Annotated in this window: 26 protein-coding genes; 13 read left to right on the top strand and 13 right to left on the bottom strand. The window is 70.6% G+C overall.

What is annotated here, in order from left to right:
• Positions 1-28 precede the first annotated feature (28 nt).
• Both ABZU46_RS23330 and ABZU46_RS23335 read right to left on the bottom strand, forming a co-directional pair.
• A complete protein-coding gene (locus ABZU46_RS23330) occupies positions 29-844 on the bottom strand; it encodes an alpha/beta fold hydrolase (protein WP_354861004.1) in 816 nt (271 codons plus the stop codon).
• Between the two features lie 518 nt (positions 845-1362).
• Entirely contained in the window at positions 1363-1938 is a 576-nt protein-coding gene (locus tag ABZU46_RS23335) for a helix-turn-helix domain-containing protein (protein WP_354861005.1), read from the bottom strand.
• Between the two features lie 217 nt (positions 1939-2155).
• On the opposite strand from ABZU46_RS23335, the gene ABZU46_RS23340 reads away from it, so the two are divergent.
• The 5 genes from ABZU46_RS23340 (at position 2156) to ABZU46_RS23360 (ending at position 6785) form a co-directional block, all read left to right on the top strand.
• Positions 2156-3622, top strand: coding sequence for an MFS transporter (locus tag ABZU46_RS23340; RefSeq protein ID WP_354861007.1), 1467 nt, complete (start codon positions 2156-2158; stop codon positions 3620-3622).
• 109 nt (positions 3623-3731) lie between these two features.
• Positions 3732-4709 (top strand): SEC-C domain-containing protein, encoded by a 978-nt coding sequence (locus ABZU46_RS23345; protein WP_354861008.1) that lies wholly within the window; start codon positions 3732-3734, stop codon positions 4707-4709.
• A 98-nt stretch (positions 4710-4807) separates the two neighbouring features.
• Positions 4808-5641 (top strand): IS5 family transposase, encoded by an 834-nt coding sequence (locus tag ABZU46_RS23350; RefSeq protein WP_354861010.1) that lies wholly within the window; start codon positions 4808-4810, stop codon positions 5639-5641.
• Between the two features lie 202 nt (positions 5642-5843).
• Positions 5844-6293: a nitroreductase family deazaflavin-dependent oxidoreductase gene (locus ABZU46_RS23355; protein ID WP_354861011.1), complete on the top strand. Its 450-nt coding sequence runs from the start codon at positions 5844-5846 to the stop codon at positions 6291-6293.
• An 84-nt stretch (positions 6294-6377) separates the two neighbouring features.
• A complete protein-coding gene (locus tag ABZU46_RS23360; protein ID WP_354861012.1) occupies positions 6378-6785 on the top strand; it encodes a hypothetical protein in 408 nt (135 codons plus the stop codon).
• Positions 6786-6865: 80 nt separating this feature from the next.
• On the opposite strand, the gene ABZU46_RS23365 is transcribed toward ABZU46_RS23360, so the two are convergent.
• Positions 6866-7276, bottom strand: a complete 411-nt coding sequence (locus tag ABZU46_RS23365; protein ID WP_354861014.1) for a hypothetical protein — start codon at positions 7274-7276, stop codon at positions 6866-6868.
• Positions 7218-7511, bottom strand: a complete 294-nt coding sequence (locus ABZU46_RS23370) for a hypothetical protein (protein ID WP_354861016.1) — start codon at positions 7509-7511, stop codon at positions 7218-7220. Before ABZU46_RS23370 ends, ABZU46_RS23365 begins: the two co-directional genes overlap by 59 nt.
• A gap of 240 nt (positions 7512-7751) precedes the next feature.
• Here ABZU46_RS23370 and ABZU46_RS23375 point away from each other — a divergent pair, with 240 nt between their 5' ends.
• Positions 7752-8342 (top strand): type II toxin-antitoxin system antitoxin SocA domain-containing protein, encoded by a 591-nt coding sequence (locus ABZU46_RS23375; RefSeq protein ID WP_354861018.1) that lies wholly within the window; start codon positions 7752-7754, stop codon positions 8340-8342.
• A complete protein-coding gene (locus ABZU46_RS23380; RefSeq protein WP_354861020.1) occupies positions 8335-8916 on the top strand; it encodes a Fic family protein in 582 nt (193 codons plus the stop codon). The genes ABZU46_RS23375 and ABZU46_RS23380 overlap by 8 nt, the downstream gene beginning before the upstream one ends.
• A gap of 188 nt (positions 8917-9104) precedes the next feature.
• On the opposite strand, the gene ABZU46_RS23385 is transcribed toward ABZU46_RS23380, so the two are convergent.
• Both ABZU46_RS23385 and ABZU46_RS23390 read right to left on the bottom strand, forming a co-directional pair.
• Entirely contained in the window at positions 9105-9368 is a 264-nt protein-coding gene (locus ABZU46_RS23385; protein ID WP_354861022.1) for a DUF6244 family protein, read from the bottom strand.
• A gap of 318 nt (positions 9369-9686) precedes the next feature.
• Complete coding sequence (locus tag ABZU46_RS23390; protein WP_354861024.1) at positions 9687-9905, bottom strand: winged helix-turn-helix domain-containing protein; 219 nt, start codon at positions 9903-9905, stop codon at positions 9687-9689.
• A gap of 333 nt (positions 9906-10238) precedes the next feature.
• Between ABZU46_RS23390 and ABZU46_RS23395 the strand changes: the two genes are divergently transcribed.
• The 4 genes from ABZU46_RS23395 to ABZU46_RS23410 all read left to right on the top strand — a co-directional run bounded on the left by ABZU46_RS23395 (position 10239) and on the right by ABZU46_RS23410 (position 12878).
• A complete protein-coding gene (locus tag ABZU46_RS23395; protein ID WP_354861025.1) occupies positions 10239-10460 on the top strand; it encodes a hypothetical protein in 222 nt (73 codons plus the stop codon).
• A 16-nt stretch (positions 10461-10476) separates the two neighbouring features.
• Entirely contained in the window at positions 10477-11235 is a 759-nt protein-coding gene (locus tag ABZU46_RS23400; RefSeq protein ID WP_354861027.1) for a hypothetical protein, read from the top strand.
• On the top strand, positions 11232-11702 hold the full coding sequence (locus ABZU46_RS23405) for a hypothetical protein (protein WP_354861028.1): 471 nt from the start codon (positions 11232-11234) through the stop codon (positions 11700-11702). The genes ABZU46_RS23400 and ABZU46_RS23405 overlap by 4 nt, the downstream gene beginning before the upstream one ends.
• A gap of 126 nt (positions 11703-11828) precedes the next feature.
• Positions 11829-12878, top strand: coding sequence for an aminoglycoside phosphotransferase family protein (locus ABZU46_RS23410; RefSeq protein ID WP_354861029.1), 1050 nt, complete (start codon positions 11829-11831; stop codon positions 12876-12878).
• On the opposite strand, the gene ABZU46_RS23415 is transcribed toward ABZU46_RS23410, so the two are convergent.
• On the bottom strand, positions 12766-14013 hold the full coding sequence (locus tag ABZU46_RS23415) for an FAD-dependent monooxygenase (RefSeq protein ID WP_354861030.1): 1248 nt from the start codon (positions 14011-14013) through the stop codon (positions 12766-12768). The genes ABZU46_RS23410 and ABZU46_RS23415 overlap by 113 nt on opposite strands.
• 640 nt (positions 14014-14653) lie before the next feature.
• Between ABZU46_RS23415 and ABZU46_RS23420 the strand changes: the two genes are divergently transcribed.
• Positions 14654-15919, top strand: a complete 1266-nt coding sequence (locus ABZU46_RS23420; RefSeq protein WP_354861032.1) for a condensation domain-containing protein — start codon at positions 14654-14656, stop codon at positions 15917-15919.
• Positions 15916-17202 (top strand): MFS transporter, encoded by a 1287-nt coding sequence (locus ABZU46_RS23425; RefSeq protein WP_354861033.1) that lies wholly within the window; start codon positions 15916-15918, stop codon positions 17200-17202. Before ABZU46_RS23420 ends, ABZU46_RS23425 begins: the two co-directional genes overlap by 4 nt.
• Before the next feature lie 29 nt (positions 17203-17231).
• Here ABZU46_RS23425 and ABZU46_RS23430 read toward each other — a convergent pair whose 3' ends face one another.
• From ABZU46_RS23430 to ABZU46_RS23455, 6 genes are all read right to left on the bottom strand, one after another.
• Positions 17232-18143: an NAD-dependent epimerase/dehydratase family protein gene (locus ABZU46_RS23430; protein WP_354861035.1), complete on the bottom strand. Its 912-nt coding sequence runs from the start codon at positions 18141-18143 to the stop codon at positions 17232-17234.
• The gene (locus ABZU46_RS23435; RefSeq protein ID WP_354861037.1) at positions 18140-19225 is read right to left on the bottom strand and encodes a hypothetical protein; all 1086 of its coding nucleotides are present in this window, start codon (positions 19223-19225) and stop codon (positions 18140-18142) included. The genes ABZU46_RS23430 and ABZU46_RS23435 overlap by 4 nt, the downstream gene beginning before the upstream one ends.
• Positions 19226-19245: 20 nt before the next feature.
• Positions 19246-20517 carry a hypothetical protein gene (locus tag ABZU46_RS23440; protein ID WP_354861039.1) on the bottom strand — a complete coding sequence of 424 codons (1272 nt, stop codon included), beginning with the start codon at positions 20515-20517 and terminating at the stop codon, positions 19246-19248.
• Between the two features lies 1 nt (position 20518).
• Complete coding sequence (locus tag ABZU46_RS23445; protein WP_354861041.1) at positions 20519-20770, bottom strand: phosphopantetheine-binding protein; 252 nt, start codon at positions 20768-20770, stop codon at positions 20519-20521.
• 4 nt (positions 20771-20774) lie between these two features.
• Positions 20775-21953 carry a radical SAM protein gene (locus ABZU46_RS23450; RefSeq protein WP_354861043.1) on the bottom strand — a complete coding sequence of 393 codons (1179 nt, stop codon included), beginning with the start codon at positions 21951-21953 and terminating at the stop codon, positions 20775-20777.
• Between the two features lie 266 nt (positions 21954-22219).
• Positions 22220-22931, bottom strand: a 712-nt coding sequence (locus tag ABZU46_RS23455; RefSeq protein WP_354861045.1) for a hypothetical protein, incomplete at its 5' end; no start/stop codon positions are given.

Genomic DNA, 22931 nt, shown 5'->3' on the forward strand with positions numbered 1-22931 from the left:
GTCCCGGCCGGGACCACCCGCACGGCTCTCAGAGCGCGAGGCAGTTGGGTCGCACCGGGCCGTCGGTCAGGGCGCCGCGCACGATGGTGTACGCGGTCCCGTCGAGCACCAGGCCGAGGTGCCCGACCACCCGCAGCGGGCAGTACGCCTGGATGAGGACGTTCGTCGCCCCGTCGTTGACGGCGGCGTTGCCGGTCGGACGGACCAGCTCGTCCTGGAGTGTGCGGACGGTGGTGTAGCGCACCGACCCCGGGGTGTCGTCCCCGGCGTTCAGGTCGGCGAGAAATGCGGAGCCGATGGTCATCTGTTGGCAGGCCACGATGCCGGCGCAGCTGCCGAGGCCGAGAAACGCCACGATGTTGGCGACGTAGGTGCCGTACTGGGGTGTGCCCAGACTGACGTACCGGCCGACGCTGGCGGTGCCGCCCAGGCTCTTGAGGTAGTAGCGGCTGACCAGACCGCCCTCGGAGTGGGCGACGAGGTCGACGGTCGCCGCGCCGGTGCTGGCGCGCACCTGCTCCACGTAGCCGGCGAACGCGCGGGCCGAGGCGGGGATGTCACCGAGGCCCAACCCGGGCAGCTGGTAGATGAAGGTGCGGTAGCCGTCGGCGCGCAGCCGGGCGGCGATGGGCTCGTACGCCACGGCGACGCCGCTGAGCCCGCCGACCACGATGACCGGGTTGGCTGCGGCAGCGGCAGCGAAGGCGGCGGTGGAAGCCGGGGCGGTGGAAGCTGGGGCGGTAGCAGCCGGGGCGGTGGGGGTGGCAGCGGTCGCGGCACCGGCGGACGCCAGCAGCGCGGCGGTGGCCAGGGACACGACGAGGACGGTCTTTCGGAGCAGCATGGCTGCACCTCCGGGGGGAGGCACCCGGCGAACCGGGCAGGTGGGTGGGGTGTCCGGTCGACCGTGCGACGATGATGCACGTCACAATTCAGAAACGTCAATGACTTGTTACGCGCCGGTAACCCGTTGTTCCACCGACGGCACAAACCGGCAATTCGGTGCCGCTCCACAGCGGACACCCGCCGCTGCGCGCGTACCCCGCCCCGCGCGAGGGTCGCCGCCCGCGACCAGGCACACCGGGACCGGGGGCAGGCGCACGCCGAGTCGGTGGCCGAGGCCGCAGCGCCATCAGGACCGGCGGTCCGGCGCGGCCGAACACGACGCGGCCGAACGCCGCCGGACCGAGCTCTACACCCGGGCCGTCGAGCTGCTCGGCAACGACAGCGCGGGCCGGTGGCCGGCGGGCATGGTGGTCAAACGGCTCGACGACGAGTGGCCGCTGCTCGTCGACCGCTGACGCGCGCTGAGCGCACGGTCGCGCTGACGCGGTCTCAGCGGACGGTCGCGCTGACGAGTCCTCAGCGGACGGTCGCGCGCAACCCGTCCAGGGCCACGCCGAGCACCCGGTCACGCTGCTCGGGTGCGGGGAACTGGGCCATCGTGAGGCCGCTGATCAGGCGGACCACATCGTCGAAACCGACGTCGTCGCGCACCACCCCGGCGGCCTGGGCGCGGCGCATCAACGGCTCGCCGGCGGCGTAGATCTCCGTCCGGCAGCTGGCGAAGATCTCCGAGTCGTGCAGCAACTGCTCGGCGAGCGCGCGCTTCGTGGCGACGTACGCGACGAAGCGGTGCAGCCACGCGACCAGGGCGTCCCACGGAGGCAGCTCGGCCAGGTCGGCGGCGGAGCTGCTCAGCGCACGGACCTCCTCGACGTAGACGGCCTCGAACAGGTGCCGGCGGGTCGGGAAGTTGCGGTAGAGGGTGCCGATGCCCACCCCCGCCCGGCGGGCCACGTCCTCCAGGGAGGCGGCCGCGCCGTTCTCGGCGAACGCCTCGCGCGCCGCGGTGACCAGGGCGTCGTAGTTGCGCCGCGCGTCGGCCCGCTTGGGCCGCTGCGCGAAGACCTCGGGCGTCTGCCCCGCGCTGGTCATGGCGTGCGTCACCTCACCTTGGTTGCATCCGGAGGAACCCCTCCGCTAGCTTAGTGGAGGCACCCCTCCGGAACTGCCGGAGGACAGCCTCCGCTTAGCGTACCTCGGGACCCGCCCGATCCGGCCTGGCCACCCGATCGCCCGGACCCCGCAGACCTGCCCGCCTCCGACGACGGGCGACGAACCTCCTTCCGTACCGCATCAGGAGTTTTCTCTCGTGTCAGTGACATCCCGACGCAGCTCGCGTCGGCTCACCTTCACCGTGCTCGCGGCCGGCGCCGGCTTCTTCGCGATGCTCCAGTCGTTGATCACCCCGGTGCTGCCGACCATCCAGCAGGACCTGCACACCTCGCAGAACACCGTGACCTGGGTCCTGACCGCCTACCTGCTCTCCGCGTCGATCTTCACGCCGATCCTCGGACGGGTCGGCGACATGGTCGGCAAGGAGCGAATGCTTGTCGTCTCGCTCGCCGCCCTCGCCCTCGGCTGCCTGGTGGCCGCCATCGCGCCGAACATCGGCGTCCTCATCGTCGCCCGGGTCGTGCAGGGCATCGGCGGCGCGGTCTTCCCGCTGTCGTTCGGCATCATCCGCGACGAGTTCCCCGCCGCGCGGGTCGGAAGCGCCGTCGCCGCCATCTCGGCGATCGTCGCTGCGGGCGGTGGCCTCGGCGTCGTGCTCGCCGGCCCGATCGTGGCCGCGCTGGACTACCACTGGCTGTTCTGGATCCCGATGGTCGTGGTCGGGCTGACCGCCGTCGCCGCGCACCTGTTCGTGCCCGAGTCGCCGGTGCGAACCCCCGGTCGGATCGACTGGCGTGCCACCCTGCTGCTCTCCGGCTGGCTGATCGCGCTGCTCCTGCCGATCAGCCAGGGCGCGGCCTGGGGCTGGACCTCCACCCGGGTGCTCGGCCTGCTGGTGCTCGCCGTGGTGCTGCTCATCGGCTGGCTCGTCGCCGAGGTGCGCTCGACCAACCCGCTGATCGACATGCGGATGATGCGCCTGCCCGGCGTCTGGACCACCAACCTGGTCGCCCTGCTCTACGGCGCGTCGATGTTCTCCGTGTACGCGTTCCTTCCCCAGTTCGTGCAGACCCCGACCGCCGCCGGCTACGGCTTCGGCGCCAGCATCAGCCAGGCCGGCCTGCTCATGCTGCCGATGCTCGTCGCGATGTTCGTCGCCGGTCTCGTCGCCGGCCGGCTCCAGGCCGTGTTCAGCGCCAAGGCACAGCTCGCCACCGGCGCCGCGTTCAACGTGGCCGCCTCCGCGATGCTGGCCGCCGCGCACGACACCCGCTGGGAGGTCGCCATCGCCGGTGGGCTGGTCGGTCTCGGCATCGGCCTGGCGTTCGCGTCGATGGCCAACCTGATCGTCGGCAGCGTGCCCGCCAGCCAGACCGGCGTGGCGACCGGCATGAACGCCAACATCCGTACCATCGGCGGCGCGATCGGCGCGGCCATGGTCAGCGGCGTGATCACCGCCCACCCGCAGGCCAACGGCCTGCCCCGGGAGGCCGGTTTCACGACGGGGTTTCTCGTCCTCACCGCGATCGCCCTCGCCGCCGCGCTCGCGGCCCTGGCCGTCCCGTCCGCCCGGCGGGCGTCGGCCGGTCGCCGGCCGTCCACCGCGACGATCGTCGAGTCCGAGCTAGCCGGCGAGTTCGCCACCATGCCCGCGACCCGCTGAGGTTCGCTGGCAAGTCGGAGCCCGGGCGGTTCGCCGCCCGGGCTCCGGCCTGCTCGGGAGTACGCTGGCCGCTCCCCCATCCACCGTTCGTCGTCTTCAGGATGCGCCCATGTCCGAATTGCTGACCGCCGACCGCATCGAAGAGATCGGCGCCCTGGGCGTCAAGAGCCCGGACCCGGCCGCGCTGGTCGCCGAGCTGGTGAGCGCCGTCGACGAGGGACGCCTCGCCGACCCCGACGACATCGGGTACGCGCTGCTCGTCGCCGCCGACATCCTGGAGCAGGCCGGTGACCTGGCCGATGCCCTCGCCCTGGCCACCCGCGCCATCGCCGAACAGCCCGACGAGGACGCGTACGCCCGAGCGGTGCGCGGCGGCCTGCTGCTGCGCCTCGGCCGCTCGGACGAGGGCATGGCCGAGCTGACCGAGCTGCGTCCGCTGCTGGAGACCAACCCCAACGCGACCTACCTGGTCGACGAGCTGGCCGAATCCGGCCACACCGACCTGGCGCTGGAATGGCTGACGGGGGCGCTCGACACGATCCTGGAACGGACCCGGACCCAGCAGCACGAGTCCGAGGACGCGCAGGACGAGGCCGCGGCCATGATCTACGGGCTGGCCCAGCGGCGGCACCACCTGCGCGAGGAGGTGGGCCTTCCGCACGACGAGTACGACAACCTCGCCGACCGGCTGCGCGCCGCGAGCACCCACGCCCTCGACGCGCTCGACGACGGCCCCGCGACGCTGCTGTACTGGCCGGAGGCCGAGTTCAACGCGTTGCTGATTCGCTGGCCCGCGCTTGTCGACAGCTACCCGAAGACGTGGGACGAGCACCGTACCCAGATCGAACGCGCGCTCGCCGACGCCGCCGGGCTGGGCGGCGCGGACCTGGGCGTGGTCGCCGGCACCGTCGAGGGCCTGGCGGCGTTCGCCGGCAGCGACCCCATCGACGAGGAAACCCTTGACGAGTACGCCGACAGCCTCGACGAGGTGGGTCTGACGTCCTGGCCGCCCGGGCGCAACGACGCCTGCTGGTGCGGATCGGGTGCGAAGTACAAGAAGTGCTGCCTGCCCCGCTCGCGCGACTGACCCGCCGGGGCACTTTCCCCTCAGAGCGTGTTTGAGAAGGTCTGTTGTGGACGGCGTGGCGGCGTGACCTTCGGCCGCGGGTTGGGCAGATTGACGCGGTGTCTACCCGTCGTGGCTACCCCTCCGACCTGACCGACGCCCAGTGGGCGCTGATCGAGGCTTTGCTGCCAGAGCCGAACACGGACGGCCGGCGGGAGAAGCACCCGCGGCGGGAAATCGTCAACGCGATCCTGTACGTGGTGCGGTCCGGGTGCCCGTGGCGGTATCTACCGGCGGATCTTCCGCCGTGGCAGACGGTGTACTGGTACTTCACCCGGTGGGAAGAAGCCCGCGTCACCGAGAAGCTCCTGGCCACCCTGCGGATCAAGGCCCGAGTACAGCAGGGCCGAGAGCCCGAACCGTCGGCGGGGATCATCGACTCGCAGAGCGTGAAGGGCGCTGACACCGTCGGCCGGGACAGTCGCGGCTACGACGCGGGCAAGAAAATCAACGGCCGGAAACGGTTCATCGTCACCGACACCCTGGGTCTTCTGGTCACCGTGACTGTCCTCGCCGCGAGCTGGCAAGACCGCGATGGCGCGAAGGCCGCCCTGCTCGGCGCCTACATGGCCACCCCGATCCGACACGTCTTCGCCGATCAGGGCTTCACCGGACGACTCGTCGACTGGACCCGCGACATCCTGCGCATCACCCTCGAGATCGTCCGCAAGCCCACCGACCAGCGCGGCTTCGCCGTGCATCCGCGGCGGTGGGTGGTGGAACGAACCCTGGCCTGGCTCACCGCCTATCGCCGACTCGCCCGCGACTACGAACGCCACCCCGAGGTCTCCGAAGCCATCATCCGCTGGGCCGCTATCGCCGGCATGACCCGCCGCATCACCCGCGGTCGACCTGCCCGCCGCCAAGCCCGCCGCACCTTCAACTGGACCTGATCGCGCCATCTCAAACACGCACTCAGAGACGTATACCTGTGAGTCATATTGATGACTCACAGGTATACCGCTCTCACCCCGTCCGCACGGACGCCCCTCGCATCCGCCGCATCGATGGCCGTGGCCAGTCCAGAGCAGGGCACTCCGCGTACGATCGGCACCTCCGCTTCAGCCGGGCGGATTCGGCGATGGAGGCGATGGCGTGAGCGCGCAGGAGCAGCACGAGACGATTGAGGACAGTCCGGTCGGCTGGGTGGCCAAGCACATTCGGCGGTACGTGGAGACCGACGGCGCCGACGGTGGCACCTTCCAGGGCTACCCCGCGCTGCTGCTCACCACGCGGGGACGCCGCTCGGGCACACTCCGCCGCACCGCGTTGATCTATGGCCGCGACGGGGACGACCACCTGGTGGTGGCGTCCAACGGCGGTGCTGCCACGCACCCCGCCTGGTACCTGAACCTGAGCGCCGACCCGACGGTGGAGGTCCAGGTCGGCGCGGAACGGTTCGCCGCTCGCGCCCGGACGGCGTCCACCGAGGAGCGGGCCCGGCTGTGGCCGGTGATGACGGAGGTCTTCCCGACGTACGCCCGCTACCAGAGGGACACCGACCGGGAGATCCCCGTCGTTGTCATCGAGCGGACGTCCCCGTAAGACTCGACGATCTATTGATCCACGTCAGCGCCGCAGGGGCTATGGTGACCGCAGGTAAGCACCTACTCCGATAGGAGAGCCGCCGTGCGCCGCCTCACCACCACCATCGCGCTGCTCGGGCTGTCCCTGTTCGCCCTGTTGGCGCCATCGCCGGCGAGCGCGGCGAGCACCGTCGAGGTCACGTCCGCGACCCTGGTCGCGAAAGGCGTCGCCGTGGACCTCACCCTCACCGTGACCTGCGACGCTGGCCTATCCGGCGGCGCGGAGCTGATCCTGCGCCAGCGCTCGGGCAACCGGGTCGCCTACGGATCGGGTTGGGCGCCCGTCAGCTGCACCGGCCAACCGCAGGCAGTGACCGGGCGCGTGTACGCGGAAGGCGGCGGCTTCGCCTTCAACCGGGGCGTGGCGCTTGCCAGCGGCGGCTTCGAGCTGTGCGGCCAGGACGCGTGCGACTACCCGCGCTTCGAAGACGAGGTCCGCATCACCCGCTGAACCGGTCGGACGCACTAGCCAGGAAACGGCTGCCTGGATGGCTCCACAATCATCGCGACCGGCGCGACGACAAGCGCCACCTATGACGTTCCTTCAAGCAGGCCGCGAGATAGCGCATCCGCCCGCACGTCGAACAGCGGGATCAACTTGTCCGCTCGGCGAACCTTCCACGCGCTCCACCCGTTGATGGCCACTTTACCGGTGACCGTCGCGCCGGCCGGGGAGGGCGACTCGAAAAGTTCCCCGCTTTCCAACTCGATCTGGCCAGCCGCGCTGATGCGCGCCTTATAGTCGGCCCGCTTATAGGTCAGAACCATCTCCTCGCCAGCGGTGAGCGCACCCACGGCCACCAGCCGAGCGACCGTGATGCCACCGAAGTAGGCACGAGTCCGTCTGGCCACGGCGGTCGGGACTCGTTGGCTGGGAACCGAGTCAGTGACATCGGGTTTTTCGGACGAGGTTGAGATGAGCGACCAGCGTGCCGTCGCCATACAGCGCTTGGACCCGGTGGTAGAAGTCGTTCTTCTGCGGCCTTGCGCCGGTGCGGCGAACGAGGTCCTTGGCCAACTCGTCACCGAAGGCACGGATCTTGAACATCGCGGCCTGGGCGTCGACATAGACGAGCAACTCAGCGCCCGCGCCGTACCAGACCAGTAGCGGATGCTCCTTGAGGAACCCGAAGTTGGCGGACTGCTCTGCCAGACGTCGTACCTGTCGAGGATCCACGACACTCCACGTCGCTAGCCGTCGGTGAACACGCCAGGATAGGGAAGATCACCGGTCTGCACAGCCCCCGCCACGCGCGGTGACACCTATCCGACAGCACGTTCTAGCAGAACCTGTGTTCTACGAAGGTGTCGCCCGGACCTATAGGATCGAAATAGGGCTCGACACAAGTTCAGCGCCGACGGAATCACCGTCAGTAGCTAGCGTCGGGAGCAAGCTGAGGTGGGAGGTGGTTAGCGTATGGCTACCGCGCACGATGTCGCTGCCACAGTGCTCGGCAACCTCGGCAGCGTCACTGCCATGAAGCTGGAGAAGCTGGTCTACTACTGCCAGGGGTGGCATCTGGCACGTGAAGGCACCTTGCTGTTCCCCGAGCCGATCGAAGCTTGGCGGGAGGGGCCGGTGGTGCCGCCCCTCTACCGGCACCACCGTCGGCAGCTCACCGTGTCTGACTGGCCGCACGGGCAAGCCTCCCACCTGACCCCCGACGAACGAAGAACCGTCCGGTGGGTCACAGATCAGTACGGAAAGTTCTCGGCGAGCCAGCTGTCCGTTATGACACACAACGAGCTTCCCTGGCGGGCTGCGCGGGGTGGGCTTCCCGAGTCGGCCAACTCGTCGGCGAGGATCAGCACCGACCTCATGCGTACCTACTACGCCCGGCAGATCGCAGACTCGGAAACTGCCGTCGGTCTCGCAACCGCGAACGCTGCCCTGGAAGGCGCTGAGTTCGATCAGAACTGGCAGGACAAGCTTCGCGACGTGGCAGCAGGGGTGATCAGCGCGGACGACCTGATCTCCGAAGAGATTGCCCGCCTCAAGGGTGACTGATCCGTACTGCTGGCCGGGGACCGACTGCCTCAAGAACAAGCTGGGCATCACCGACCCGGACCTCCTCCGGGAAGCCGAGTTTCGCCTGACCTCGATCCGGGAGGTTCAGGCATCGCGCATGATCATTCCCGGCAACTACGGCCTCGACCATCTTCAGACGTTCCACCGGCAGCTCTTCGGAGATCTCTACGAGTGGGCCGGACAGACCAGAACCGTCGACATCAGCAAGCCGGGAGCGCGCTTCTGTCACTGGCGCTTCATTGACGACCAGGTCAGCGCGGTCCTTGGTGGATTGACTGCGGATGGCTTTCTCCTCGGCCTCAAGCACGAAGTGTTCGTCGAGACGCTCGCGCACTACTACGGCGAGCTGAACGTGTGTCACCCGTTTCGCGAGGGCAACGGCCGGACCATCCGTTCCTTTCTTCGGCAACTTGCCGCCGCTGCGGGCTTTCTCCTCGACTGGTCGGAACTCAACGAAGCCGACAACATCGAAGCGTGCCGTGTACACCTGGCCACGACCGACACCGGGCGCCTCGTCGCGGTCCTGCGTCCAGTCGTCCGCCGATTGAGCTGATGTTCCTCGACGTGCGATGTGGGATGGTCGGAGCCCACCGGCATGGCTTGGCGAAGCCCTACAGCAGGCCCACCGCCTCCCGGCTAGCCGGACCAGGTACGTCCGGTCACCCCGCGGCCTCTATTGCCGCCTCCACCTTGTCCAGATAGTTGAACCACCACGGTGGGTTGTGGGACCACCACCCGTGGTCAGTTTCCCAGTGCACGGACCTTGGCGATCGTCTCCTGGACGTGCTGCTTAGCCGGCTCGCCGCCCTGGGACGCCTGCGCCAGAGCTTGCCGGTACGCGTCGATCATGCCGACCAGCGGCCCGGCGGCAACACCTTCCAGCGCACCGGCGACAAGGGTTCGCGCCTCGGCCGCGTCCTGCGCTGCCGCTGCGGTCTTGGCCTTCGCCTCATCGAGCTTCTGCGACGCCGCCGCCAACTTCGCGATGATCTGTGCTGCGCTCACGCGCATCCTCCCCCTGGTCGACCATCGCCTCCACCGCCGCACCGGCAGAGACCACAAGGGAGCGTACGAGATCCACGCACCCAGCGCGACCGCTCGATCGCCCAATCATGATGTGCGCGGTGTCCCCGCCGCCCAAGGCGAAGATCACTTGATGCTGACCAGCCAGGGCAGGCCCTCGGCAACTAGTACGCATCAAGTGATCAAGGAATCGACGAGGAACCCCGGCCGGAATCTCTAGATCTTGGACACTTTCCGTTCTCGGCTAACGGAAACTGTCCAAGATCTGGCCGGGTTCACCGAAACCGCAGCGTCCAACGGTCAGCGATCGGCGACGAACACGCCGAGACCGTGCACGCCCTGCACCCAACCCTGGGTCTGAAGGACCAGGATGGCTTGCCGAACCACGGTCGTCGAGACGCCGTGCTGAGTCTTGAGCTGCACCGTGGACGGCAACTGATCCCCCGGCGCGAGCTCTCCCGACTCGATCTGGCCCCGGATGTGATCCGCGAGCTGTTCCCACTTCGGTTTGACGGGCATATGGACTCCCAGGTCTGCCCCGCCATTCGATCACGCCCAACTACCCATGACAAGTAACGTGTTGTCGTGCTTGCTATCCGTGACTAGTTGTGTAAAGCTCCAAACGACCGGCTCCCAGGTCTGCAAACCCGGAGTTGGTTCTTTCCCCACCGCGCAGGAAGCGCCCGGTCGGTCGGTCCCCCCGTCCGGCCGGGCGTGCCGGGGCACGCCCGCACGCCGCCCCACCGCACCGCCGCCCAACGCACCGCCGCCCCACCGCATCGCCGCCGGGCGGCACGTGCCGCCACGAGCAACGCCCTGACCAGCAAGGAGACGACCGGACGGGAGCACCCGATGCCCGATCGACCCGACGACCAGCCCACCGACCCACCCTCCCGACACCCTCCAGCCCAGCGTCTCGTGTCCGAGCAGGACGTCGAGGACGCCGACGACACCCTCTTCGCCCATCCGCCGCGCGTGGTTCGCCGGTGGGTCTGCGGCTGCGGCAGGGACTACCCGTGCACCGACGTGCTCTTCGCCCGCCTGGTCAAGGCCACCGCCGAGGCGGAGCAGTGAGCTGCCGAGGCCGCCGATGAACGCGGATGATCTGCACACGCACGCCAATCAGCAGGTCATCGAGGCGAGGATGCGGGTCGCCGAGCACGTGACGGAGGCGTACACCGGGATCTGCCGGAGCTGCGGACGGCCTGGCCCGTGCGACGAGCAGCGGGCCGCGCGGGCCCGGCTGGCGCACTTTGGCGGCCCGGTGGACGATCTGCGCGACGCCTGGCTGGCCACGATCGCCGCCGCCGACCGGGCCGGTGCGCACCTGCACGGTGCGGGGCCACCCGGCCGGAGGCTGCCCTGGCAGGACGCGGTCACCGAGTGTTGGCGGACGCTCGGTCTGGTCTACGCCGGCCTGGCTGCCGATCGAGCATCGCCGGTGACCGCGACAGCAGGTGAGCTGCTCGCCGGGCTGCGCGCGGCTCGGGTCGACGCTGACCGGGCCGCCGCGCTGGCCGCCCGTACCCGGTGGCGGTTGGCGGCGGCCGAGGACCGGCTGCGGCGTACCCACATCGTGGCGGACGCGGTCGCGGCCCGGCACTTCGCGGCGGCCATCACCCGGTTGGACCTGGTCGTCACCCGGCTGGCGATCGGCGGCTGCCGCATCGACCGCTCGGTGGCGGCGTTGACCGGCGAGCCGGCCGCCCCCGCACCCAACGCGCCAAAAAGCAGCAGCACCAGCAGCACCAGCGAGATCGCACACGGCTGCCGGGTGGCGAGCGGCCTGGTGACCAGGCGACGCCGACGGAAGAACCCACTCACGATGATCAGGGGGCGACAGTGGTGAACGACCCGCACGCAGCGCTGCGCGGCCTTCTGACGGGACGGCTGCGCGGGCACGAACGGCGGCTGCGCCGTTTCACCGAGGCGGACTGGCGGCGGTACGCGGACCTGCTCGCCGGAGCGCTGCTGGTGGCGGTGCGGCGGCGGTTCGTCGCGGGGCAGGACCGGGCGCCGGTGATCCGGTTCGTGGCATCCGCGCGGGAACGCTACGACGTCACCGGAATGGACGTCGAGCCGGCGCTGGCCGAGGCGTTGGTGTGGGCGGCGCTCGGTGAACGCCCTCCGGTGCCCGACGACGCGCCGGCCATCGTCGCCCGGACGGTGCTGCTGCTCGGCCTGTTGGAGGACGAGGGCTGCACCGACCGGGAACGGGACGACGTCCTCGCGGCGGCGGCGCACACCGCCGACAACGCCGCACCGGGCGGGAACGAGCACCAGGCCGGCGCACGGGACCAGCAGGAGACCCACTAGGACGCCACCACCGGGGACCTTCCGCAGGATCGTCGGCCGGCGGACCAAGACCAAGACCAGGACGACAATTCCCCGACGACTCTGGCACGCTGGCGGGCGTCACGGCGGGGAGGAAGGGACCACGGGGTGGAAGGGCTCAGCCGCACCCAGCGGCCACTGGACCACGATCAGGTGCAACGCTTCGTCGCGGCGTCGTTCGGCGCGGACCGCCGGGTCGTGGACTGCGGGCCGATCCTGGGCGGCGGCTTCGCGACGGTGTGGCGGGTGGCGCTCGACGACGGGCGCGAGGTCGTGTTGAAGGTGGCACCACCACCCGACGCGCCGCTGCTGCGCTACGAGCGGGGGCTCGCCGCCGCCGAAGCCCGGTATTTCCGCCTCGTGGCCGCGCGTGCGCCGCAGGTGCCGGTGCCGCCGCTGCTGCACCACGGCGACGATCCGGAACTCGGCGAGTGGCTGGTCACCGGCCTGCTGCCCGGACGGTCGCTGCGGGAATGGTCGGAGGGCGAGCAGCACCTCGACGACACCCCGGCCCGCTACGACTTCGGCGTCGCGATCGCCGCGCTGCACCGGGTGACCGGCGACCACTACGGGTACGGCGGCGGCCGGGCGAGTGGCGCGACGTGGCGTACGGCCTTCGCCGCCATGCTCGACGACCTGCTCGCCGACGCGGCGGACTGGGACGTACGACTTCCCACCTCGCCGGCGCGGATCCGGGAGTTGCCCGAGCGGTACGCCTGGGCCCTGGACCAGGTACGCCGGCCGGCGCTGCTGCACTTCGACGGCTGGGACGGCAACGTGCTCGCCGAACCCGGGCCCGCGGGCACCCTGCGCCTGCGCGGGATCGTGGACGGCGAGCGGTTCCTGTTCGGCGATCCGCTGCTGGACCTCGTGTCACCCCTGCTGTATCGCAGGGTGGAGGACGACCCCGACCACCCGTTCCTGCGGGGCTACCGCGCCGCCGCGGCCGATCCGGTGGTCTTCGACGAGTCCACCCTGCGGCGGCTCAGCCTCTACCGCCTGCACCTGTACCTGTTGATGACTGTCGAGATGCCCAGCCGGGGAATCACCTGGGAGAATCGCCCGGACCGGTTCGAGCGGCTGGCCGACCTGCTTGATCAGGAGCTGACCGAGCTGCGGCGTGCGAGTCCGTCGGCCATCGCAGGCGGTACCGGCTGACGTCCTCGGAGGCGGCCACGCCCGCCCTCATGAACATCGTCAGCACGGCGTCGCGCGCCCGCCGCTCGCGGGCGCCGGTCGGAAACTTCAGGCTGCCGGTACGGCGAGCGAGCCCGGCGACCGTCGCCACCCGTGGCTCACGCAGCTGTTGGAAGCTCACGAAGGCGTCACCGACGTCTTCTGCCGAGGCGAGACACCGGGCCAGGACCAGGGCGTCTTCGAGCGCCATGGAGCTGCTCTGCCCGTCGTGCGGCGGCATCGCGTGCGCCGCGTCGCCGACCAGGCACATCCGACCGCGGCTCCACCGCGCGGGCGGGACGAGGTCGTGCACCGGCCACCGGATGATCGGGCCGGTGCTGGCGTCGATGATGGCGGGGATCGGCGGGTGGTCTGAGCCGTGCAGCTCGACGAGCCGCTGCCGCCACCGGTCCATCGGATCAGCCCGTGGCCCCGCCACCACCTCCCCCTCGCCCGTGAGCAGGCTCTGGAACCAGACCACCTCGCCGTCCGGCAACGCCTGATAGCCGAAGAACGCGTTGGCGCCGAACGTCAGCCGCAGCACTCCGTCCGGTGCGATCCCGTCGACCTGCGGGGCCGAGCCGCCGCCGTCGAGGACTCCGGTGAATCGAGCCGGCGGATGCTCGGGGAACATCGTCCGACGCGTGTACGAGTGCACCCCGTCGGCGCCGATCAAGAGGTCACCGCTGTGACTGGATCCGTCGGCGAGGGTGGCGACGACCCGGTCGTGCCCGTCATCGCGCAGCCCGACGACCCGCTCACCCTCGACGATACGGACGCCGGCGCCACGGGCCGCCTCGCGCAGCACCTCGCCGAGCCGGTCCCGGCGGATCAGCGTGCTCACCTGGTTGTTGCTGCCGATCTCCCGTCCCCGGTGGTCGTAAAAGGAGATGCGGTCAGTCGGCGTGCCGGCGGCGTCGACCGCGGCGAGCAGGCCCAGGTCGCGCAGCACGGTACGGCCGTTGTCGGCCAGGCTCAGGTGCGACCCGAGGGGCCGCTCGCGCGGCGGCCGGGCCTCAAGAACCGTCACGCGCCAGCCGATCCGGCGCAGGAAGAGACCGACTGCCGTTCCGGCGATTCCCGCCCCGACGATGACGGCGTGCGCGGGATTGATCATGTCGGGCCAGCCGTCATCGGTGGCCCGAAAGGACTCGTCGTACCCATTTTGTGCCCCCGTGTGGCGGGTGCTGTGGGCACGTCCGCCGCCCCGACCGTAATCACGGCGGCCATCGTGGTCAAGACAGCAAGATCCATCAATGTGAGGGTTGACACCGGCATAGACGGCCGGAATGCTGTGGGGGTCCTGCTAACCGAGGCGGGGCCACGTATCCGGGGGAGTCGGTCTTTCACTGCATTCGCCTGTGCGCGGCTCCATGGCCATCACTGGAAGTCTCTCCGCCAGCGAATGCTCCGAATAGGACGGCCGTCGTCCATGGTCGCTGTCGGGTGCTGCGGTACTGCCGCGAAGAGCATCCGAAGTAGGGCCTGGGCAATTGTCGCACCAGCTCGGTCGATCGCTGGTCGGACTGCTGCACGGTGATTCCACCCGTCATCCGACGGTGGCGCGTCATGCACCCCTAAGCACGGCGCAGGGCCGCGGCCTCACTTCCGACAACCGTATTCTTCGGGAGGTGTCGTGATGAAGAACAACTCGGCCGGCTGACGCAACCAATTATCTTTCGTCCCGATGAGCGTGTGTCGCGTCGCGGCACACGCTCATCGGCAGCGCAACCGTTCCCGCTCGGGAAGGAACAGGTGTGACCCCGGAGACGACCTACCCGATGACCCTCGGCCAACTATCGGTCTGGCGGGACATCGAAAAAATGCATCCGGAGAAGTGGTGGGAGGGCAACCTCTGCTTTTCCTGGTCGTTGCCGGAAAATGTGACCGCGGCGGACGTCTGGCGCGCGGTCGGAGCACTCGGCATGCGGCACGCCTCGCTGCGCACGACGTTCGACGTCGAGGACCCGGGAGATCCGCGCCAGCGCGTCGCGGTGGATTCCCCCGCCGACGTGGTCGAGGCGGTACGACAGCCCGACGGCGAGACGGGGATGTCCCGGATCGAGACCGAGGAGATCCAGCGGCCGTTCACGCTCACCACCGACCTGCCGTGGCGGGTGTGGCTGACCGAGAGCGACGGCCGCCCCCGTGAACTGTTGGTCGTCATCCACCATATGGCGGCCGACGGCGCGGGCATCAACACCATGGAGCGGGACTTCTACGCCCTGCTGGCCGGGGAGGCGCTGCCACCGGCGCCGCAGCCGGCCGACCTCGCGACGCGGCAACGGTCCGGCGAGATGGACGCCAGACTGCTCGCCGCGGAGTCGTACTGGCGCAAGGTGCTGGCGGGGGCACCCCGGCGGACCCCGCCCGCGCCGGGGCCGGTGCTCCGGGCGACGATGCACACCGGCATCCCCGAGCCCATCCTCCGCCAGGCGGCGCGCGGCATCGGCGTGACCGTGGCAGGGGTGCTGCTCACCGCGTACTGCCGGGCGATCATCGCGACGGGCACCACCAGCACCCCGGTCCTGCTCTACCCCATGTCGTCCAACCGTTTCGACCCGGCGGTTACGTCGCTCGTCACGTCGATGAACCAGTGGGTGCCGCTGCTGGCCGCGCCGGAACCGGACGAACCGTTCGCGCACACCGCGCGCGCCCTGTACGTACGGAACATGCGGGCCCTCAAGCACGGGGTCTACGACCCGGACACGGTGGCGCGGATTCGCGAGGACGCCGAACGGGAGGGCGGCCCGCTCGACCCGGGGTACCACTTCACCTTCCTGCTGCCCCCGATGGTGGTGCAGCCGCCGGAGACGATCCAGGAATCGCGGATCGAGTGGCACGTGCCGATCCGCTCGACCGGGCCCGGCTTCTACCTGATGGCCAACGCCGACACGACGGTCCGGCTGACCGTGCGGGTGATCCGCGAAGGCTACCAACGCGCGGAACTCGACGCTCTGCTCGTCGCCATGCGTGATGACCTGCTGAAGCTGGTCGGCACGAGCGCGGAGGCCGCCGGATGACCACGACCGCGCCGCCCACCACCCCGGCGGTCACGCCAAGCCTGTGGCGTCACCGGGACTTCATGACGCTGTGGACCGGCCAGACCCTCAGCGAGACCGGTTCCGCGGTGTCCACCCTCGCCGTCCCGCTCATCGCGGTGTCCGTGCTGAACGCGTCCACGTTCTCGGTGAGCCTGCTCCAGGCCGCCGGGATGGCGGCGTACCTGCTCGTCGCGCTGCCGGCTGGGGTGATCGTCGACCGGATGCGCAAGCGGCGGCTGATGGTGTTCTGCAACCTGCTGCGGGCCCTCGCGATGGGCACCATTCCGCTGGCCTTCTTCGCCGGTGAACTCACCATGGCGCAGTTGTGGCTGGTGGCGGCCCTGTGCAGCGTCTGCTCCGTCTTCTTCGAGGTGGCCTACCAGTGCTACCTGCCGACGGTGGTGCGCTCCGACCAGCTGCTGGACGCGAACGGCAAACTCAGCACCACGTACTCGGTCGCTCAGGTGGCGGGTATCGGGCTCGGCGGAGGACTGGTCGCGGTCTTCGGTGCGGCGCGGACGGTCCTCATCGACGCCGCCTCGTTCGCGGTCAGCGCCGTCTCGCTGCTGCTGATCCGCCGCAAGGAGCCGGAGGTGGCCGTACCGCAGGGCCCCCGGCCGCGGCTGCGGGAGGAGATCTCCGCCGGCCTGGCCTTCGCCTTCCGGCATCCGGTGCTGCGGAAGATCGTCGCGGCCAGCGGCACCCTGAACGTGTTCAGTCAGGTGATCTACGCCCTCTCGGTCATCTACCTGGTCCGGGTCCTCAAGCTGACGCCGGCCGAGGTGGCCGTGCAACTGGCGCTGGGCACGGCCGGCGGCATCGCCGGCGGACTCGCCTCCGGCAGGCTGGCTCGACGGATCGGCACCGCCCGCATCATCTGGGTCTCCCTGCTCGGGCTCGGCTGGACGATGCTGCTGGTGCCGCTGGCCGAGCCCGGCTGGCGGGTCGCGTTCTACACCGTCGGCATGACCGGCTTCGCCGCACTCTGCGCGATCTACAACGCGGCCCAGATCAGCTACCGGCAGCAGATGTGCCCGCCGGAACTGCTCGGCCGCCTCACCGCCGGGGTCCGCTGGATCGTGTGGGGCGCCCTGCCGATCGGCGCGGTCCTCGGTGGTGTGCTGGGCACCTGGCTCGGCGTCCGCGAGACCCTGGTGATCGCCGCCCTCGGCGTCTGGGCCTCCGGGCTGTGGGTCTACTTCTCGCCGCTGCGGAGAATGCGTGACTTCACGCCCGTCCCCGAGCCGGCCAGCCAGGCCTGACAGCGAGGCGCCGGCGAGGCGCGGAGACGTCAGCGGTTCGGGCCGGCCAGCGCCGCCCACGTACGCGCCACCCCGGTGGGCAGGTCGGTGACGGGGTGCCAGTCCAGCATCGCCGACGCGCGTCGGACGTCGAGCCAGATGTCGCGCCGGTCGAAGGCCCGACGGTCCGCGTACCGGATGGTCAACGGCCGACCGACGGTCGCCCTCACCACCTCCAGCAGCTCGGCGAGGGAGGTGGGATGGCCGGCGCCGACGTTGAGGACGGCGCCGTCGAGCGCCTCGCGGGTGTCGCGGTCCAGGTGACGGTCCCACACTGCCAGCAGGGCGGCCACGACGTCGTCGATGTAGACGTAGTCGCGACGGGTGACCGGGTCGCCGAACACCTGCAACGGCCGGTGCGCGGCCGCAGCCTCCAGCCAGTGCGACACCACGCCGAGCCCACCCTCGGCGCGCTGGCCGGGCCCGTACACGTTGGACGGCCGCAGCACGACCGGCCGGAGGTGGTCGGCGGCCTCGCGCAGGGCCTGCTCCTGGGCCAGCTTCGCCCGGCCGTAGACGCTGTCGGGGCCGAGTGGGCCGGTCTCGTCCACCGGTGGCGGCACATCCGGCCGGTACGCCGTCCCGCCGGATCCCAGCAGGACGAAGGTGGGACGGCGGGCGCCCAGCTTGCACGCCTCCAGTGCGGCGGCGAGGGCACGCTGGTCCAGCTCGACGAGTTCGGGCTGGCTGACGGCCCTCTTCGGCGTGACCGTGCCGGCGGCCCAGAAGACCAGGTCCGCCCCCCTGATCGTGTCGGCGTAGCGGTGTTCCTCGACGGCGTTGCGGGGTCGGGTCACCCGGTGCGGAGGCAGGCGGCGGCGTTCGAGCGCACGGCACAGACTGGCGCCGATGAAACCGTCCGACCCGACGACCACCGTGACCGGGGCGGGGACGGCGCTCACCCCGGGACCTCGGTCTGCACGGCGCGGGTCGCCAGGTCGGCGGCGTAGTCGGCGGTCCCCTCACGGGCGGCCAGCAGGTTGCGGTGCAGGGTCTCCAGCAGGTCGAGGGAGTATCCGCTGTCGCGCCACTCCTGCTCGGTGACGCCGTAGCCCAGCCGACGCCACAGGTCGGCGTTGACCTGCTCGTGCGCGCCGAAGGGCGCCAGCAGCACGATCGGCGTGGCCGACCAGAGCGAGTCGATCAGGGTGCCCCCGCCGGTCTTGCAGAGCATGGCGACGCGGTGTCGGGCGAGGTCGAACGAGTCGTGGTACGCCGCACCCCGTCGGTACCGCACCGCGCCGTCCGGAAGGATCTCGCCGAACGGTGGGAAGCCGTCGTCCTGCCAGGCCTCCCACTCCGGGTCGATCATGAAAGCCCGGCAGCCGGGGGGCAGCTCGGACACGTCGGCCGGGTCGTGGGTCACCACGTCGACCAGCAGCCCCGCCCGGGCGAGATCCGCCGCGCGGTCCCGGTAGGTGCCCAGCCCCCAGCCGCCGCCGTGCGCCAGCAGGCGGGGCTCCCGCCGCTGCCACGGCACCGGGTCCTCGTCGCCGACGCGGATGCTCGTCGGCGCGGTGCCCCGCTCGGCGTCGAACATCCACACGTGACGGAAGCGCTCTGTGCGGGCCCGGAAGAGGTTGAAGGAGGCGGTCGGCGCGGCGTCGAGGTGACAGATGTCCACCCGAGGCGTTCGGGACGTGAGCGCCTCGTACCGTTCGACGACGGGCACCCAGAAGCCGGAGAAGATCACCACCTGGTCCACGTCCGCGGCCCGCCACCGGTGCAGCAGTTGATCGACCGCAGCGTCGTCGAGCGCCGGCATCTGATCACGCACCATGCGCTGGGCGGCCACGGCGAGCTTGAAGTTTCCTCTGAAGGCCAGCTTGGCGGCCCTCAGCCGGTCGAGTTCGTCGGGTCGCAGCAGCCGCTCGAACACCTCCACGCGCACCTCGATCCCGAGGGCCCGCAACCGACCCGCCAGGATGAGGGCCGGTACGTGGGTGCCGAGCGTGGCGCCCGACGTCAGCAGCACAGTCGCCATCGTTGCTCCGATCGTGGGAGTCAGGTGACGAGACTCGGGGCGCCGGTCGTCGCGACGAGCAGGTTGCCCACCTGCGCTTCGAGGGCGACCCGGGCCGCGTCGTCCGGGGCGAACACGGCGAGAAAGAGCCGTCCACGGGGCGGGGTGAGCGTCCCCGAGGCCAGCGGCAGCACCCCCGGGTCGTCGCCGCGAAACAGCAGCTTCGCCTCGTCCAACGCGGACACCAGCCCGGCCACCGTGTCGCCGGGCCGCACCGGCGTCGTGCGGCAGCGCAACCAGGAGTGCAGGCCGACCGTCCGGGCCCGCCGGTCGAGGTGCAGGTTCAGCAGACCCATCGATCGTCGGGCGTTGACCTCCAGCACCGGTACGACCGTGCCGTCGCCCAGCCGCAGTCCGTCGACGCAGACCGGCCCGGTGTAGCCCTCGGCCGCGAGCGCCGTCCCGACCCGCGCGATCACCTCCCGGTGCGCGGTGGTGTCGAGGCTCGCGTGCTGATCCGCGGGGAGCGGACCGGAGCCGCGGTAGGCGAACTCGGCGTTGTCGACGTGCTGTACGCCCCGCCACCGCACCGCGCCGCTCGGGTCGACCTCAAGGTGGGTGGAGAAGCTGGACGCCTCCGCGAAGAGGGGTTGCACCAGCAGCTCCACCCGAGCCCCGCGCGCGACCTGCCGCTCCAGGTGCCGGACGACCGTGTCCAGCACCCGAGGGTTGCCGACCCGCAGGGCGCCCCGGCCGGCGACCCCGTACGGATCCTTGAGCACGACGTCGTCCGGCGCGTCCTCCACCAGCCGCCGCACCTGCCGGGGCGTGGTGGCCAGGACGGCGGCGCCGGGCAGGCCGGCGTCCCGAACCAGGTCGTTCGACCAGACCTTGGAGTTGACGCGGGCGACGACCTCGACGGCGGGGACCGTGGCACGCAGGCCGAGTCGGCGCACCGCCACGGAGGTGTCCGGCCGGACGGCGTAGAACGCCGCGGCCCACCCGGACATCTCCGGCAGGGACGTGCCACCAGCCGACGCCAGCCGCTCCTCCACGGTGGCGTCCTGGTGACCCGGCACGGCCGCGACCCGTGGTGCGATGCCGGCGACCGCCAGCGCCTCGACCAGGGCCTCGTCCATCGGCTCGGCGGTGAGCAGCAGATCGCCCGGAGCGCACCCGACCGCCAGCAGCTCGTCCATGCCGCGACGTCCCCGGCTGCCACCTGCCGCCGGGCCGGCGGGCAGCCCGGCGAGATCCTCCGGCCGCCACGCCGCCTCCGCGTCGAACGAGCCGAAGTGAACGGTCCCGCTCACCTCACCGACCATCGCCGTCGAGGGCGAAATGGCAGAACGCCTTCACCGACTCCAGGTGGATGCTGTCCAGCGACTCGAAGTCGATCTCGACGTCGAACTCCTCCTCGACGGCGAGCAGGAACGTGATCATGTGCAGCGAGTCGATTCCGAGGTCGAGCAGCAGATTCGTGTCCGCCGTCACCTCCTGGGCCAGCGCCGGATCCTCCAGAACCCGCGCGAGCAGGACCGCCATGCGGGTGACCACCTCTGCCATGCGTTCACTCCCCGCTCAGGTAGAGAAGGATGCACTTCGAGCACACCGGCATGAGGCCGCTGTCGCGCAGGATGCCGCGGACCCGGGTGAACCGCTCGCTCTGCCAGATGTCCTGCATGGACTGCTCGCTCAGGTCGCCGATGACGAACTCGGGGAAGAACTTGCACGAGCTGACCCGGCCGTCGGCGTGGATCTCGATCCGGTTGGACACCGCCAGGCAGCGGCTGCGCCGCTGGGCGGGACGGGACGTGCCGCGGATGAAGTCGTCGATCTCATCCTGCTCGACCTGCGGCTGGTAGCGCACCCGCAGATCCCACACCCGGCTCGCCAGCCGGGCCATCGACTCCTTCAGCACCGGCAGGTACTGCTCGGGCAGCGCATAGGTGTACGAGTGCCACGTCGGCTTGTCGCCCGGCTCCGGTGGGTTGAGCCACGAGAACGACTCCTCGTAGAGCCGGTCCATCGCCGACGCCGTCTCCGGGCTGATGTACCAGGGCAGCAGCCAGTAGACCGAGTTGAAGCCGGTCTGCTCGGCCCACTCGGTGAACTCGTACATGCGGCCGACCATGTCCTCGCTGACCATGCACGCGACGGACAACTCGCCCTGGTACTCGCCGCGCCGTTGGAGGTCGAGCATCGCCTCGACGTTGCGCAGGGTGCGCCGGAACGATCCCTTGCCCCGCAACGCCTCGTGCTCCGGCTCGAAGCCGTCCAGGCTGACCAGCAGGTTGAGTCGTGGCCCGATGGCCAGCAGGTGTTCCGCGTTGCGCTCCATCAACAGGCCGTTGGTGCACATGTTGACGACTCGCGGCACGGCGCCCAGCAGCTTGGCGATCTCTCCGAACCGGGAGTGCATCAGGGGCTCACCGCCCCACAGAAAGACCTTCGCCTGCTCGGGCGCGGTCGTCTCCAGCACGTCCCGGACGACGTCGAGGTCGAGTTCGGAACGCCTGCGCTGGCTGTCGTAGTTGTGGAAGAACCCCTGCTCATTCCACTGGAAGCAGTGGTGACACCGCAGATTGCACCGGTAGGTCAGCTGCATGCTGACCTCCTGCGGCAACGCGGTGGCGTAGAGGGGGTCCGCCGCCAGATTGCGGCGCGTCGCCGACCGGATCGCCACCGTCCGGCGCAGATCGTGCAGTTCCCCGGACGTGAAGACCTTGTTGGTACGTGGGTAGGACATGCAGGCTCCCCGCTCGTCTGCCACGAAACGGTCACTCCTGCGCGGGGCAGGGGACATCGCTTCGCCAGATTCGTGATTGGATCGGGGGCCGTTCGCATCCCTACATGCGCACGAACCCCCGGTATCACACAAGGAACCGGCGGCGGCAGTCCGACGTGGATGTGAGTGTCCTGCTCACCCCCCGCCACGGGTCGTTCACCACACTGACACATGAGGTCTTCGTCGTAAACCCCGAGTGCTCGGCCTTTCGGCCACTCGGCTGCGCCTCAGCGCAGGGCGCGGAACAGCAGCAGGTAGGCGCAGTAGCCCAGCGGCACCAGCAGGAAGCAGATCAGGAACCCGAGCGGCAGGTACCGGGGTGGGGTGCCGGCGACCATGGCGGGTCTCCCCCATCGGCCCAGCACCAGGTACCCGCCGAAGAACGCCAGCGCCGGCAGCCCCGCACAGGTCCACGCGCCGAGGGTGAAGCCGTCGACCAGGCCGACCCCGGAGGCGAGCACGAGGGTCAGCATGAGCACCCCCGCCGCCGCCCCGCACGCGGCGTAGACGGCGACCGCCCGCGCCAGCGGCGACCACGTCGGCAGCAGCGCCGGCCGTTGGGCAAGCAGCTCGGCCTGCTGCCCGTGCCGGTCGGCCTCGTCGGCCATCCGCCGGGCCAGCTCCAGCTCCACCACCGGGTCGACCGCCGCCGCCCGCTGCGCCGGCACCCCGGCGCCCGCCGGGCTCACCGCCGTCGGCAGCGCCAGCGGCGACTGCACGACCGGCAGCTCGGGGTACGCCCCGACACCCGCCCGCCCCGGCACGCCGGCTGCGCCGGCGGACCCGCCGTCCCCCGATCCGCTGACGATGGGCGAGCCGGACCCCGCCGGCGGACCAGGCCAGGTGGCGGGGTCACCGGCCGGGCCGGACCCCGTCGGCGAGCCAGACCAGGTGCCCGGGTCACCGGGCGAGCCGGTCGGCGGCGGCGAGCCGGTCCAG

It is taken from the genome of Micromonospora sp. NPDC005197 (assembly GCF_040608295.1).
Taxonomy (GTDB): Bacteria; Actinomycetota; Actinomycetes; order Mycobacteriales; family Micromonosporaceae; genus Micromonospora.

What these genes read in the sequence shown, in the direction of transcription:
- ABZU46_RS23435 (WP_354861037.1), bottom strand. Translation starts at nt 19,225, where the DNA reads ATGGCGACTGTGCTGCTGACGTCGGGCGCCACGCTCGGCACCCACGTA.
- ABZU46_RS23395 (WP_354861025.1), top strand. Translation starts at nt 10,239, where the DNA reads ATGCCCGATCGACCCGACGACCAGCCCACCGACCCACCCTCCCGACAC.
- ABZU46_RS23375 (WP_354861018.1), top strand. Translation starts at nt 7,752, where the DNA reads ATGGCTACCGCGCACGATGTCGCTGCCACAGTGCTCGGCAACCTCGGC.
- ABZU46_RS23445 (WP_354861041.1), bottom strand. Translation starts at nt 20,770, where the DNA reads ATGGCAGAGGTGGTCACCCGCATGGCGGTCCTGCTCGCGCGGGTTCTG.
- ABZU46_RS23415 (WP_354861030.1), bottom strand. Translation starts at nt 14,013, where the DNA reads ATGATCAATCCCGCGCACGCCGTCATCGTCGGGGCGGGAATCGCCGGA.
- ABZU46_RS23390 (WP_354861024.1), bottom strand. Translation starts at nt 9,905, where the DNA reads ATGCCCGTCAAACCGAAGTGGGAACAGCTCGCGGATCACATCCGGGGC.
- ABZU46_RS23365 (WP_354861014.1), bottom strand. Translation starts at nt 7,276, where the DNA reads ATGGCGACGGCACGCTGGTCGCTCATCTCAACCTCGTCCGAAAAACCC.
- ABZU46_RS23425 (WP_354861033.1), top strand. Translation starts at nt 15,916, where the DNA reads ATGACCACGACCGCGCCGCCCACCACCCCGGCGGTCACGCCAAGCCTG.
- ABZU46_RS23400 (WP_354861027.1), top strand. Translation starts at nt 10,477, where the DNA reads ATGAACGCGGATGATCTGCACACGCACGCCAATCAGCAGGTCATCGAG.
- ABZU46_RS23450 (WP_354861043.1), bottom strand. Translation starts at nt 21,953, where the DNA reads ATGTCCTACCCACGTACCAACAAGGTCTTCACGTCCGGGGAACTGCAC.
- ABZU46_RS23330 (WP_354861004.1), bottom strand. Translation starts at nt 844, where the DNA reads ATGCTGCTCCGAAAGACCGTCCTCGTCGTGTCCCTGGCCACCGCCGCG.
- ABZU46_RS23335 (WP_354861005.1), bottom strand. Translation starts at nt 1,938, where the DNA reads ATGACCAGCGCGGGGCAGACGCCCGAGGTCTTCGCGCAGCGGCCCAAG.
- ABZU46_RS23345 (WP_354861008.1), top strand. Translation starts at nt 3,732, where the DNA reads ATGTCCGAATTGCTGACCGCCGACCGCATCGAAGAGATCGGCGCCCTG.